10 protein-coding genes are annotated in these 13,960 nt (G+C 34.9%); 9 read left to right on the top strand and 1 reads right to left on the bottom strand.

Annotated features, from left to right (window positions below; genetic code table 11):
- The first annotated feature begins 207 nt into the window (after positions 1–207).
- From ACECE_RS0203930 to ACECE_RS29015, 6 genes are all read left to right on the top strand, one after another.
- Positions 208–2,961: a type I restriction endonuclease subunit R gene (locus ACECE_RS0203930; RefSeq protein WP_010244352.1), complete on the top strand. Its 2,754-nt coding sequence runs from the start codon at positions 208–210 to the stop codon at positions 2,959–2,961.
- A 4-nt stretch (positions 2,962–2,965) separates the two neighbouring features.
- Positions 2,966–4,309 (top strand): restriction endonuclease subunit S, encoded by a 1,344-nt coding sequence (locus tag ACECE_RS29020; RefSeq protein ID WP_010244350.1) that lies wholly within the window; start codon positions 2,966–2,968, stop codon positions 4,307–4,309.
- A complete protein-coding gene (locus tag ACECE_RS0203920) occupies positions 4,306–5,343 on the top strand; it encodes a PDDEXK nuclease domain-containing protein (protein ID WP_010244348.1) in 1,038 nt (345 codons plus the stop codon). The genes ACECE_RS29020 and ACECE_RS0203920 overlap by 4 nt, the downstream gene beginning before the upstream one ends.
- The gene (locus ACECE_RS0203915; protein WP_010244346.1) at positions 5,336–6,820 is read left to right on the top strand and encodes a type I restriction-modification system subunit M; all 1,485 of its coding nucleotides are present in this window, start codon (positions 5,336–5,338) and stop codon (positions 6,818–6,820) included. Before ACECE_RS0203920 ends, ACECE_RS0203915 begins: the two co-directional genes overlap by 8 nt.
- Before the next feature lie 87 nt (positions 6,821–6,907).
- On the top strand, positions 6,908–7,399 hold the full coding sequence (locus ACECE_RS0203910) for an HD domain-containing protein (RefSeq protein WP_010244343.1): 492 nt from the start codon (positions 6,908–6,910) through the stop codon (positions 7,397–7,399).
- 163 nt (positions 7,400–7,562) lie between these two features.
- Positions 7,563–7,877, top strand: a complete 315-nt coding sequence (locus tag ACECE_RS29015) for a zinc-binding dehydrogenase (protein WP_083878407.1) — start codon at positions 7,563–7,565, stop codon at positions 7,875–7,877.
- A 170-nt stretch (positions 7,878–8,047) separates the two neighbouring features.
- Here the strand turns inward: ACECE_RS29015 and ACECE_RS0203900 are convergent, their stop codons facing one another.
- Entirely contained in the window at positions 8,048–8,662 is a 615-nt protein-coding gene (locus ACECE_RS0203900; RefSeq protein WP_010244337.1) for a class I SAM-dependent methyltransferase, read from the bottom strand.
- An 872-nt stretch (positions 8,663–9,534) separates the two neighbouring features.
- Here ACECE_RS0203900 and ACECE_RS26520 point away from each other — a divergent pair.
- The 3 genes from ACECE_RS26520 to ACECE_RS0203870 all read left to right on the top strand — a co-directional run bounded on the left by ACECE_RS26520 (position 9,535) and on the right by ACECE_RS0203870 (position 13,915).
- The gene (locus ACECE_RS26520) at positions 9,535–10,098 is read left to right on the top strand and encodes an RNA polymerase sigma factor (protein ID WP_010244333.1); all 564 of its coding nucleotides are present in this window, start codon (positions 9,535–9,537) and stop codon (positions 10,096–10,098) included.
- Positions 10,082–11,683 (top strand): hypothetical protein, encoded by a 1,602-nt coding sequence (locus ACECE_RS0203880; protein WP_010244331.1) that lies wholly within the window; start codon positions 10,082–10,084, stop codon positions 11,681–11,683. Before ACECE_RS26520 ends, ACECE_RS0203880 begins: the two co-directional genes overlap by 17 nt.
- A 636-nt stretch (positions 11,684–12,319) precedes the next feature.
- The gene (locus ACECE_RS0203870) at positions 12,320–13,915 is read left to right on the top strand and encodes a dockerin type I repeat-containing protein (RefSeq protein ID WP_010244329.1); all 1,596 of its coding nucleotides are present in this window, start codon (positions 12,320–12,322) and stop codon (positions 13,913–13,915) included.
- Positions 13,916–13,960: the final 45 nt, after the last annotated feature.

Below are 13,960 nucleotides of genomic sequence, written 5' to 3'. Positions count from 1 at the left end.
GCTTTTAAGCCCAAAGTAGCTGTTTTATTGAGTCTTACTTTACAAAATCAGAAAGCAATAAGAAAAACAACTGAAACATATTGTATATTAACCATAAAACAAATAAAATAGTGTTGAGATAATGTGGAAAGTATAGGAATGGCTACAATACAAGTTTGATTGATAATTACCATATCATTTTAGTATTTCAAAATTAGGGGTGATTTGATGAATCAAAATCCGGAGCAAAGAGCCAGAGATAATATAGATAAACAGCTAATTAGCTGTGGATGGATTATTCAAAGCAAAAATCAGATTAACCTGTACGCAGGCACTGGAGTAGCTGTTCGGGAGTATCAAACAGATGCAGGTATAGCTGACTATATTTTGTTTATTGAACAAAAGCCTGTAGGGGTTATTGAAGCTAAGAAGGAAGAAGAAGGACATCGTATTACTACAGTTGAGGAACAGTCTTTAGAATATGCAGTCAGCAAGCTAAAATACCTAAAAAATGACCCGCTGCCTTTTGTTTATGAAAGTACAGGTACAATAACACATTTTACAGATTACCGGGATCCAAAGCCAAGGGCAAAAGAGGTTTTTACATTTTATAGACCGGAAACTTTACGGGATATGCTTAAGAACGCGAAACCATTAAGGGGAAGATTGCTTGATATCAAGGTATTACCTGAGGAAGGACTCCGTGATTGTCAGATAAGAGCAATAAAAAAGCTTGAGAAATCTTTTAAAGACAATAGACCAAGGGCTCTTATACAGATGGCAACAGGATCAGGTAAAACATTTACAGCCATAACCTTTATATATAGGCTTTTAAGATACGCCAATGCAAAAAGAATTCTATTTCTAGTTGATACTAAAAACCTTGGAGAGCAGGCTGAGCAAGAGTTTTTATCCTATTTACCAAACGATGATAATAGGAAATTTACCGAGCTATATAATGTCCAGCGTCTAAAGTCAAGCTATATAGCTACTGATAGTCAGGTGTGTATCAGTACCATTCAGAGGATGTATTCCATTCTTAAGGGAGAAGAGCTTGAAGAAGATGCTGAGGAATGTAACCCAGGTGAAATAAAATGGGAAAAGCGTGAACCTCTACCCGTTATATATAATGAAAAAGTTCCAATAGAGTTTTTTGATTTTATAATTATAGATGAATGTCATAGAAGTATTTATAATCTTTGGAAACAGGTTTTAGAGTATTTTGACGGTTTTTTGATAGGACTTACAGCAACTCCTGATAAAAGGACATTTGGGTTTTTTAATCAAAATATTGTGAGTGAATATACCCATGAGGAAGCTGTAATTGATGGTGTTAATGTTGGACATAATGTATATGTCATTGAAACGAAGATTACTAAGAGGGGTGCAGCCATTTGGAAAGGTGAGTTTGTTGACAAAAGAGAAAAGCTCACAAGACGTAAGCGATGGGAGCAGTTGGATGAGGATGTAACATATTCAGCTAAAAAGCTGGACGATGAGGTGGTAAATCCCAATCAGATACGGGCCATTATTAGAACCTTTAAGGAGAAGCTTCCTGAAATTTTTCCACATCGTACCGAAGTGCCAAAGACACTTATATTTGCAAAGACAGACAGCCATGCGGATGATATTATAAACATTGTCAGGGAAGAATTTAATGAGGGAAATGCCTTTTGTAAAAAGATTACATATAATTCAGATGAAGATCCCAAATCTGTGCTGTCACAGTTTAGGAATGACTATAACCCAAGAATCGCAGTTACTGTGGATATGATTGCAACAGGTACTGATGTGAAGCCTTTGGAATGTCTCATATTTATGAGGGATGTTAAGAGCAGGAATTATTTCGAACAAATGAAGGGCAGAGGAACGAGAACCATTTCGTTAGATGACTTGAAGAAGGTTACTCCTTCGGCTCAATATACAAAGGACCATTTTGTAATTATTGATGCAATCGGCGTTACAAAGTCGTTGAAGACAGACAGCAGGCCATTGGAGCGAAAACCAGGAGTTCCTTTGAAAGACCTTTTGAGGGCTGTTGCGGTTGGTGCTAGGGATGAAGACCTTTATACCAGCTTGGCAAACAGACTTATAAGGCTTGAAAAGCAGATGACAGATAAGGAAAAGGAACAATTCCGAGAGAAATCTCAAGGGAAAAGTTTGAAACAGGTGACTAAGGCTTTGCTGGATGCTTATGATCCTGATATAATTGATGTTGCTGCAAGAAAAAAGTTTGGTATTTTCACTGAAAATGTTCCAGAGCCATCACAACTTGAGGAAGCTCAGCAGGAACTTATAAAAGATGCTGCAAGGGCATTTACAGGCGAATTGAATACATATATTGAAAATGTTAGAAAAGCTCATGAGCAGATAATTGATATAATTAATCCTGATGTCGTTGAGTTTGCCGGATGGGATTCAAAGGCGAAGGAGAAAGCAACAGAAATTGTTGAAGATTTTAAGGCGTACATAGAGAAACATAAAGATGAAATTATAGCACTTCAGATTTTTTACGGACAACCATACCGAAGAAGGGAATTGACCTATTCCATGATCAAGGACCTGCTGGAAAATCTGAAGCTGGAAAAACCTGCCCTAGCTCCGTTTAGTGTATGGCAAGCCTATGAGCAGCTTGACAATGTGAATTGTGGTAATCCCAAGAATGAGCTTGTTGCACTGGTTTCTTTGGTGAGAAGGGTAATTGGGATTGATGATGCATTGGCTCCGTATGATAAAACAGTGGATAAGAACTTCCAGGATTGGGTGTTTAAAAAGCAGGCAGGAGCTTTAAAGTTTACTCCAGAGCAGATGGAGTGGCTCAGGATGATTAAGGATCACATTGCCATGTCATTTCATCTGGATAAGGATGATTTGGACTATTCACCCTTTGATGCAAAGGGTGGTTTGGGCAAGATGTGGCAGTTGTTTGGAGATAAGACGGATGAGATTATAGATGAGTTGAATGAAGGATTGGTGGCGTAAAGGAATGAATGAAATAAAGGATTTGCCTAGAGGTTGGGTTTCTGAAAAAATGATGGAAGTTGCTACTAGAATAACAAAGGGAGCTACTCCTACATCCTATGGCTATAATTTTCTCAAAGAAGGTATTAATTTTATAAAAGTTGAGAATGTTTCCTTCGGGAGAGTTGATTTATACAGCATAAGTGACTATATTTCAGAGGAGGCACATTTATGTCAAAAGAAATCAATACTTGAGGAAAATGATATATTGTTTTCAATTGCTGGGACAATTGGTAAGACATGCATTGTAAGGAAAGAGTATTTACCAGCTAATACAAATCAGGCACTAGCAATAATAAAAGGTGTTAAAAGAATAACACTTCCAAGTTTTTTAGTTTTACAGCTTGAGTCTTTTGTAGCCTCAAAAACTAAATCAATGGCACGTGGAGGTGCTATGAATAACATTTCTCTAGAAGATTTAAAGAATTTAGAGATATTTATTCCGCCTTTATCAGAACAACACCGCATAGTATCCAAAATTGAGGAGCTTTTCAGCGAACTTGACAAAGGTGTGGAAAGCTTGAAAACAGCACAGCAGCAGTTGAAGGTTTATCGTCAGGCTGTTTTGAAATGGGCATTTGATGGAGAAATGTGTATACAAAATGAAAAAAGTGTTAGGTCAATATCATCTCTGATAACAAGTGGCTCAAGAGGTTGGGCACAGTACTATTCGGACAAAGGGGCAAAATTTATAAGAATTGGGAATTTAACTAGAGTTGGTATTGATATTGATCTGTCGGAAGTTCAGTATGTTAGATTGCCAGAGAAAGCAGAAGGACTGAGAAGCAGACTTCAAGAAGGAGATTTGCTGATATCTATAACTGCTGATTTGGGTAGCATTGGACTTGTACCAAGTAATTTTGGAGAAGCATACATCAATCAGCATATTGCGGTAGTACGATTAAATGATTCAAGATATAGTAAGTTTGTAGCTTGGTATCTAAAAAGTGAAACTGGCAGAAGAAGACTATTAGAGTATCAAAGAGGTGCGACTAAAAAGGGGCTTGGTTTAGATGACATTAGAGATGTTTTAATTCCTTATCCAGAAGTTCATGTAGCACAAAAAATAGTCCAAGAAATTGAATCCCGCTTATCTGTCTGTGACAAAATGGAAGAGGCTATAGAGAAGAGCTTGGCACAAGCGGAAGCACTTCGTCAAAGCATCCTTAAAAAAGCCTTTGAAGGCAAGCTTGTACCCCAAGACCCCAATGACGAACCTGCTGAAAAACTTCTAGAGCGGATACGGTTAGAAAATCAAAATTCTACTCCCAAACCTACAAAGAAAAAAGCTAAAGGAGCAGTCAAATGAGTGAACTTAGCCAATATACCAATATCCTTATGGAAATAAGATCTGAAATAAGAGAAGGCAGGTATAGAGCTGTTCTTGCCGCAAATAAAGAGTTTATAACTCGTTACTGGAATATAGGTAATATAATTTTAAAGCATCAGAATATTGAAGGTTGGGGTAGCAAGATCATTGATAGGCTTGCAAAGGATTTAGCTTCTGAGTTTCCAGATTTAAAGGGGTTTTCAGCAAGAAACTTAAAGTATATGAGAAAGTTCGCTGAGGAATATAAAGAAATAGAATTTGTGCAAGAGGTGCTTGCACAAATTACATGGTATCACAATATAACATTGCTTGAAAAGGTTGAAAATACAAAAGAAAGAACTTGGTATATTCAAAAGGTTATAGAAAATGGCTGGTCGCGTGATGTAATGGTTCATCAAATAGAAACCAATCTATATCAAAGACAGGCTGTGGCTGAAAAAACTACAAACTTTAAATCGTTGATGCCAGCCAATCAAAGTGAATTGGCAGCAGAAACTTTAAAAGACCCATACATTTTTGACTTCATATCCTTCAGGGAAGGAATGGATGAAAGGGACATTGAAAGACAATTGGTTCAGAAGATTACCAAATTTCTTTTAGAACTTGGAACAGGGTTTGCTTTCATTGGAAACCAATATCACCTGGAAGTTGGTGGAGAAGATTTCTATATAGATTTGCTGTTTTACCATACGAAGCTAAGATGTTATGTCGTTATAGAGCTTAAGACAGGAAAGTTCAAGCCTGAATATGCAGGTAAACTTAATTTCTATCTTTCGGCTGTTGACAATAAATTAAAAACAGATCATGACAATCCTTCCATAGGAATAATCCTGTGCAAGGAAAAGAATAAGCTGGTTGCAGAATATGCGTTAAAAGATATGACAAAACCAATGGGAGTAAGTGAATATAAGCTGCTGCAGGAAATTCCCGAAGAATTAAAGAGCAGCTTACCTACGATAGAAGAAATTGAAGAGAATTTTACAAGTTTGGCAGGGGGAGAGACTAATGAGTGAAAATAACACATCAAGTGTTGTGTCTAAAATATGGAGCTTTTGCAATACCTTAAGGGATGATGGAGTTGGCTATGGAGATTACTTGGAACAGCTTACATATCTTCTGTTTTTAAAAATGGCATATGAGTTTTCAAAGCCGCCTTACAACAGGACATTACCCATACCTGAAAAGTACAACTGGGACAGCCTTACCGAGGTTAAGGGTGCAGAGCTTGAGGTTCACTATAATGAACTTTTACGTGAGCTTGGGAAAAACAAGGGAATACTGGGGCAGATTTTTACAAAATCACAAAACAAGATTCAGGACCCGGCAAAGCTTTCAAAGCTCATAGATATGATTGATAAAGAGCAGTGGAGCACCATGGGGGCTGATATCAAGGGACAGATTTATGAAGGGCTTTTGGAAAAAAACGCGGAGGACGTAAAAAGCGGTGCAGGTCAGTATTTTACACCAAGACCACTTATAAAAGGCATTGTCAAGTGCCTAAGACCTGAGCCAATGAAGACAATATCCGACCCCGCCTGCGGAACAGGAGGATTCTTGCTTGCAGCTTATGACTATATTGTGCAAAACTATTCTTTGGATAAAGAGCAGAAGCATTTCCTGAAATATAAAACCTTCTTCGGTAATGAAATAGTTGCAAATACGAGAAGATTGGCTCTTATGAATATGTTCTTGCATAACATAGGTGATATTGACAGCGATAACTTTATTTCTTCTGCAGACTCACTCATAGCGGATACTGGACTTCGTGTTGATTATGTCCTCACTAATCCGCCTTTTGGTAAAAAAAGCAGCATGACTTTTACAAATGAAGAGGGAGAACAGGAGACTGATGACCTGACTTACAATCGCCAGGACTTCTGGGCTACCACAAGCAATAAGCAACTAAATTTTGTGCAGCATATTCGTACCCTCTTAAAATCTGATGGAAGAGCTGCTGTTGTATTACCGGACAATGTGCTCTTTGAAGGCGGAGCTGGGGAGACAGTCAGAAAAAAACTCCTTGAAACTACAGAGCTCCACACAATATTAAGGCTTCCAACCGGAATATTCTACAAACCAGGTGTTAAGGCTAATGTTATTTTCTTTGATAACAAGCCAGCCAGTAAAGACCCTTGGACAAAGGAAGTTTGGATTTATGACTTTAGAACTAATATTCATTTTACATTAAAAAAGAATCCTTTAAAGGTTGATGACCTGGATGAATTTATAAAGTGCTATAACCCAGAAAACAGGCATGATAGAGAGGAAACATGGAAGCCTGATACAAATCCGGAAGGCAGATGGAGAAGATTTTCTTATGAGGATATTGTAAACAGGGATAAGACAAGCCTTGATATCACCTGGATAAAGGACAAGAGCCTTGCTGATCTGGATAATCTACCTGACCCTGATGAACTGGCAAACGATATTGTGGAGAATATTGAAGCAGCTTTGGAGAGCTTCAGGGAGATAATGGTTAAACTGAGTTGAGAATTATTAGAATGAATTAATATAAATGAAAATGCTTGATTGAATTAGAATACCTGATACCAGCTAATGAAGGGGGTAGGATGCGTTATGGTGATATCAAAGGTGCTGAATAAAATGATATATTATTTTGGTGATGATGTGAAAAGAATAAACCATGCTCTTAAAGTATATGGTTATGCAAAGGCTATAAGCGGAAATGAACAGATTTCTGATAAACATAGAGTAGTTGTTGAATTGGCTGCCATTCTCCATGATATTGGCATAAAAGAAGCGGAAAGAAAGTATAATTCGTCGGCTGGCAAGTATCAGGAAATGGAGGGACCGGCTATAGCAGTAGAGTTAATTCCTTCTGATGAAATAGAAGAAACCATTATAAAAAGAGTGTGTCACCTTATTGGAAATCATCACAGCTATCAAAAAATTGACGGTATGGATTTTCAAATACTGGTTGAGGCGGATTTTTTGGTCAATATTGAGGAAGAAAAACTGGAAACAGAAGTTATTAAAAGTATTAAAGAAAAGTATTTTAAGACCTCAACAGGCCAAAAAATACTGGAAAGCTTGTATGGAATAGTTTAGAAGCTGCAAGGGTAGTTTATTAAATTGGAGCAGAGGTTACTGCTGTATGTAGTGGAAATAATGTTGACTTGGTTAGTTCACTCGGAGCAAATCATGTAATAAACTATAAAGATATTGACTTTACTAGGGAAAGTGAGAGATATAACCTTGTTCTAGCGATAAACTGAAGCCATTTTTAACGGCATACAAACGTTTGGTGGTAAAAAGTGGAGCTTGCGTTGTTGTAGGTGGTGCTTTGTTACAGGTGCTTAAATCCTTGGTGTCTGGCACATTCATGTCGATTGGCAATAAAAAGGTATGCACATTGGTCGCAAAGCCAAACAGAAAAGATTTGGAGTTCGTTATGGAGTTAGTTGCAAGCGGTAAGGTTAAGCCTGTTATAGATAGGCACTATCAGCTTCATGAAATCGCTGAAGCAGTGAGGTGTCTTAGTGGCGGTTATGCTCGAGGGAAGGCTATTATAACTGTTTTTAAGTAAATTCTACCCTTGTAGTTAATATATTCAGAATAAAATTTATTTTTCAAATGAATCGATAGATATTATTTTCAAAAAGAGCAACTTTCTTTTGGTGTATTCAAATGACATTATCAATTCCGTGAGTAACTATGAATAAAGCGTTATAGGTGATACTTATCGCTTTCTGAAAGTTACTGATAATATCCTGCTCTATAAATTAAAAAACAGTGACGGGGATCATTATCGTACATATTAGGTACTTTTATCTCATCTATAAGTAAGAAGGTGGAGTTGGTATTCAGAAAATAAATATAATCACTTGATGGATAATATAGTATAACATCTACTGTCCTTTCATACACTTCCGTTGAAACTAAAATATTTTTTATTACCTTTGCAAATATTTGCATAGAGAATGGATTAAAGAAGTAGAATTTATTATCTGATGGATCAATATTATATCTTTCTGCAAAGCAGTTTAAGAAATTAATATTATCCTTTTTGCTTTTATTTGTCTGAAAATAGCTTTTTTTATTTTCAATAGCTTCCTTGTAGAAGAAGTTATTCATTTCTATCCCTTTAACAGAGGAACCAAAAAAGTGATTTATATAAAAGTTAAACCTCCCTTTGCCACAACCAAAGTCAACTATACTATCTTCTGCTGTAAATTTATAGTGCTTTGACAATGTTTCTAATGAATAGTAGGATGTTGGTTCGTATCTGTAATAGTGACTTGAATCATTAAAGATTTTTTGTTCTCCTGATGTTTTTATATTTAGTAGTTTTTCGTAATATTGTTCGTCCATAATGGTTTACCTCTAATCAAAGAGCTTTATATTTTGTAGTAAAACTTAGATCTATAGTATCAGTATATCATAGTTTAGCAAAACAGATAATTAAATTAAAATAATACGTTACACAATGTTAAATAATAATTCATATAGTAAAGTAAAACAAATATAAATTTTAAGGAGATGAGGTTATGTCTAAAAAACCGTTAGAGGATGACGATATTAAAATTTATGATAATATTCAATGTTTTCTTTCTACTTTCCTAATGCTTTGAATGATCTTGATCATTTGCGTAATGAAATAATTGAAAATATGGAGGCACAGAGTTGATCTGAATACAAATATTTGGAGTACTGATGATTGTCTTGTAACTATTCCCTATAAAACCCGCAACCTATCTGGGATAGCATACGGAGTTGATAATCATGAGGACGCTTTCGTAGGTTTTAGTGTCTATGTTGATAAAGAAACTAAGGGTAGGCCCCTTCGAAAAAATAATGCCCACTCGGGTGCAACGAACCAGGATAAATTAAATTGTATAAATGACGCTCATTTTAGACAAAAGAAAAAGCTTAAATTGCGAAAGCAGTTTGGGTTTTTTTGTTTTGGATAGTACGAGCATTACCCCAATATTCAGATCCTAAATTTAAATTATATTAAAATCAAATTCCTATCAAATAAGGAAATTAGGATGGTTTTACTTTCTTAGGCATGGAATACTCTAATAACACTATTAAATTACACATACTCAAATCCATATAAAATAGGTAAAATAAAAGTTGGTACTTTTTAAATTATAGTGTTACTTTTTAACATAGCTTTGTCGTATAAGAATATATAGAAGCAAAAATGTACTATGGGCCATAGGTAAATGAGGAGAGAAGAAATGGATACTGACAAAATAATTGTAAAACAGATCATAGAAGGAAACACTGAGCTGTTTCCAAATCTGGTGAATAAGTATTATCCAAAGATTACTTCATTTATTATTAAAATGGGTGTTAATACTGAGGATGCAAAAGATTTGGCTCAGGAAATATTTATAAAGGTCTATAATAACCTGCATAAATATAGTGATAATTGGGAGTTTTCAACTTGGATATTCAGAGTTGCCATAAATACTTTCAAGGATTCTAAGAAAAAGAAACTTCTAAGAACAGAGGATTTGGATGATTTTATTTTAAAAGCAAGTGATTTTGAGCCGGATAGGTATCTTGAAAATCTGTACTATAAAGATCTTATACAAAAAATGTTTAAATCAATGGATAAAGATATTAAGGCAATGATTATCTTGAAATATTGCCATGAACTTTCCTTTAAAGAGATTGGAGAAATATTTAAGAAGTCGCCTGAATCGGTAAAAATGAGAATATTGAGGGCAAGAAAAAGGCTTAGTGAATTGCATGGTAAAAGTTTTGGGGAGGATGAGTATTATGAAGTGCAAATATGATGGATACTATATTCAAAAGTATAATGATGGTTTGTTATGTATGGAAGATAAAGCTGAGTTTGAAAACCATCTTGAAAATTGCAAAATTTGCAAGGATATGATTAGAAAAGATAAGATCTTTTTAGACTTTGCTAAAGAGGAGACAGAGATTAAAGAGATTCCGATTGAAAGTATTCTTTCTAAAATTAATACTAATAAATACAAACAAAGGCATAAGTTGGTACATGGTTTTAATATGAAGCCTTTACTAAAAGGATTTGTTCCTGCTCTGGGTATTGTATTAATAATAGCTATGATGTTCTTTTGCAATCCTTTTAGGGAGGCTGTTAAGAGTGCAGTTGGGAATATATTAAATAAAAGTGATAGAGTTAAGATAGAGTCTTCCTTATCAGAGATCCAAATTGAACAGGTTGACAACAAGACTTCAGAGATCACAGGGCAAAAGTTAGTTGAGGATTTAAACAAAGATGGACTTGGGGTAGCCCCTTGGACTATTTCTTATGGAAGTAGAGAAAAAATATTTTTTAAAAGTTATGCAGCCTTGGTTGGCTACAAAAATGGATCAATATATAAAGTTGCAGACCTGAAAAACATGAATGCAGACCATGTTCAAGGCTCAGTGGTAAGCGATTTCAGATTCAATTCGAATGGTAATTATGTAGTTATAGGAAATTGTCTTTATGAAAGTGAAGATTACCAGCTTGATTCTAATATATATATGCTGGAAACAGACACTGGCAAATATCATATCATCGAAAAGGGGAATTTTAAAAATATAATTGATAATTGGTCTTTTAACGGACGATTTTATGTTTATGCTAACAAAAATGCAAATTCAAACATAAAACTTTTTAATGCTACTAATAAAAAATTCTATGAAATAGAGAATACAGCATTTAATATTGAAAAAATATTTGTATCAGATGAGGGAGAGGTATCATTTTATTCAGATGGAAATATATATTTCTTAAAAAAAGACACTTATGAGATTGGTGTAAAAATAAATGTTGACTTTAATCCACTTTTTATAAATTCCAAGGATAATTTTTCTGTGGCTTTGAAAGATGGCGTTTTGAAAAAATATCACTTTGATAAAAAGGGAGGCACATTTGAAGAGGCCTCAGATGATCAGAGTGCTCAAGTTGGAGATAATGTGTACTTAGAAGATTTTAGGTTTTTAGTTTTTAACAGCCCTGATAAATTTAGAGTATATGATACTAAAGAAGGGATATTAAATCAATTTGACAGTAAATATTATGATGAAAACTCCTGGGGCTTCCGATTAGATTCCAGTGGGAAAAATATGATTTTTAGCTGGAAGAATGGGTGTGCTTACATGAGTACAGAGGACCAGGGAGAAATAAATTCAGATGATTTTCTTTCCTTCCGTGCATATTGGATTGATGAATCAAGAATAGCAACAATAAAAATGATATTACCTGAGGGTGCTGATAAAAACAATATTACTGAGCAAAATGCAGGGGAGTTTGAAATTGTCAATTATGATGTTAAAACCGAGGAGGAACAAACCATATTCAAATCGGTAGAAAAGTCAAGTGGGAAAAATATTACTACTTCAGAATAGACTTATCAAAATTCTGTGGCACACTGGAAAAGGATGATGGAAAGTGAATGATAATTGGTCTTGAAGCTATGGGAGCGTCTGTGCACAGAGGGTGGAAGGAAAGTAACTATGCTTCAATAGAAGAGATGGATAAGGCTTTTTGAGAAGTCTTGTAAAGAACAGGGAATTTGGTAGATTCACAATAGAGAAAATTTAAATGTTATGCTATCTATAAAATAACTTCCACTTTTCACATAAGGCCTTATTTTATGCCAAACAGGCCGCGTGAAAAGTGGAAATTATATTTTCCTCATTACTTAAAAGTGCATTTTTAACATTATGAAAGACTAGAAATTAGTAATGTTAAAAAGCACTAGCTATTCCAGAAATTTTATTGTCGGCGAATTTTAAAATGATTGCACCATAACCATAGTGAACATAACTAAAATAGATTTGCTTTATAGTGTGATTATTCTTATTTTATATGGTATTATTTAGATATAGTAATTCAAAAGACTTTTTAAGGAGGGGGTATAAACCAAATAATAATTTAGCTGGGATTTATGTGAAGTCTTGCTTGGGGAGGTGAAGTTCTGATCCTTTAAAATGAAATGTAATTTTTCTGCACAAAAAATATAAATTTTGGGGGGAATAAGGTTGAAAAAACTTCTTATAGCTATAGTATTTTTTGTTATGATGTTTGGAAGTATTAATGTTTTTGCTGAACAGACCGACCCTGAATACAATACATGTATTTCAGGAGACGTAGTTTTAAATTTAAACGATGACTGGCAGCCTAGTTTTGAACTAGCTATTCAGCATATGCTCATACCACCGGACGTAACTTATATTCAGGTATATGCAAACGTACATATTACAGGAAATACAGATGCTGATAGTCTTATTGTTGAGAGTGCTGAGTTTCCTTCATTAACTGAGAATATAGAAATTGATGACAATGGAAATTTCGATCAGGAAGTTAAAATAGTTTTGACTGGTTTTAGCTCTGGAGAATCCGATACAATAAATTTTGGTGCATACGTTAATGCTAAAAAAGGTGATAAAACTGTAAGAGTCAAAATAGGAAAGGGAAAGTTAAATACAGACTTTCTTAAAAATGCCAACAACTTAATAGATCAAGATTCTGATGGAATTATAAACTCTAGAGATTTAGCATTACTAAAGCAAAATCTTCTTGCTGAATACGATGAAATGGGCGAGCAGGAAAGCATTAATGCCTATATATACAATGAATGGTATTTGAAAGATTTTGTGCCCGGTGATAACGGCGCATCCTTTATAGCACAAACTCACCTAAGAGCAAAAATCGATGCAACCGGTATTACTCTTGGTATCACAAACAATGGTAATACAAAAACATATGAATACTCGCCTAGTATAACAGGTAATACTGATCAAATTGTAGAATTTGAAGGAGTAGTTCCACTGACACAATCTTCTGATATTGCTGCCAGTGCAAGTATCAAAGCGTATAAAGGGAATAGAGATATTGAACTACTAAGTAATTTAAGAGCAAGAGATAGCGGTAATGCTATAGTTGGTGACCTTGATGGAAATAATAAAGTCAATTCTCTTGACTTTATGCTTATGAGAAAATATATAATGGGTCTGATTGATAGGTTTCCTGTTGAATCAGGATTTTATTGTGCTGATGTAGATGACAGCAAACAAATTAATGCTATTGACTTTGCATATGTAAGAAAATATTTACTTGGTATGATATCTGATTTTCCGAAATCTTCTAATAATATAATCCCAAGCACTCCAATACCTCCTACATCTACGCCTGCTACACCTACTCCCGGAACTGGTATGGTTACGGTTTACAAAGTTGGCGGTATAGATGTCAAAAAAAATCCTGGAGTTGAAATTACTGTTGAAAAATCTTCATCGAATAAAATTTGGGTCTCAGCTGTAACTGAGTGTCATGGACCTTTATATGCAGACGGTTGGGCAAAAACTTACTTTAGCTTATCAGGGAGTGCAGAAAACGGTGTAGATTATGAAAAAATAGATTTTGGTTACTTCTGGAGAATTGTGGGAAGTAATATATTTACACCAACTGGAGATGATAATCCAAAGGAAGGATTCTACATAACTCCAATTGATACAGGCTCTGAGGAAACAAAAGATGTGGAAATATATTTTGGTTCTATAGGTCCTTCATCCAAACCTGATGCAATCATACATTTAACTAAAAATACCAGCGATCAGAATACAAATAATAATTGATTGCAAAACCAGCCCGGAATACCTATAAAACGGTGGACCGGGCTT

Origin of the sequence: Acetivibrio cellulolyticus CD2 (assembly GCF_000179595.2) — a bacterium.
In the GTDB taxonomy this organism is placed as follows: domain Bacteria; phylum Bacillota; class Clostridia; order Acetivibrionales; family Acetivibrionaceae; genus Acetivibrio; species Acetivibrio cellulolyticus.
The sequence above is the reverse complement of the archived record's forward strand: the minus strand, read 5'-3'. Positions and strand labels throughout refer to the sequence as shown.

Bases quoted from the DNA above. Each gene is read 5' to 3' on its own strand.
- ACECE_RS29020 (WP_010244350.1), top strand. From the start codon at position 2,966: ATGAATGAAATAAAGGATTTGCCTAGAGGTTGGGTTTCTGAAAAAATG.
- ACECE_RS0203880 (WP_010244331.1), top strand. From the start codon at position 10,082: ATGAAGTGCAAATATGATGGATACTATATTCAAAAGTATAATGATGGT.
- ACECE_RS0203910 (WP_010244343.1), top strand. From the start codon at position 6,908: ATGGTGATATCAAAGGTGCTGAATAAAATGATATATTATTTTGGTGAT.
- ACECE_RS0203930 (WP_010244352.1), top strand. From the start codon at position 208: ATGAATCAAAATCCGGAGCAAAGAGCCAGAGATAATATAGATAAACAG.
- ACECE_RS0203920 (WP_010244348.1), top strand. From the start codon at position 4,306: ATGAGTGAACTTAGCCAATATACCAATATCCTTATGGAAATAAGATCT.
- ACECE_RS0203900 (WP_010244337.1), bottom strand. From the start codon at position 8,662: ATGGACGAACAATATTACGAAAAACTACTAAATATAAAAACATCAGGA.
- ACECE_RS0203915 (WP_010244346.1), top strand. From the start codon at position 5,336: ATGAGTGAAAATAACACATCAAGTGTTGTGTCTAAAATATGGAGCTTT.
- ACECE_RS26520 (WP_010244333.1), top strand. From the start codon at position 9,535: ATGGATACTGACAAAATAATTGTAAAACAGATCATAGAAGGAAACACT.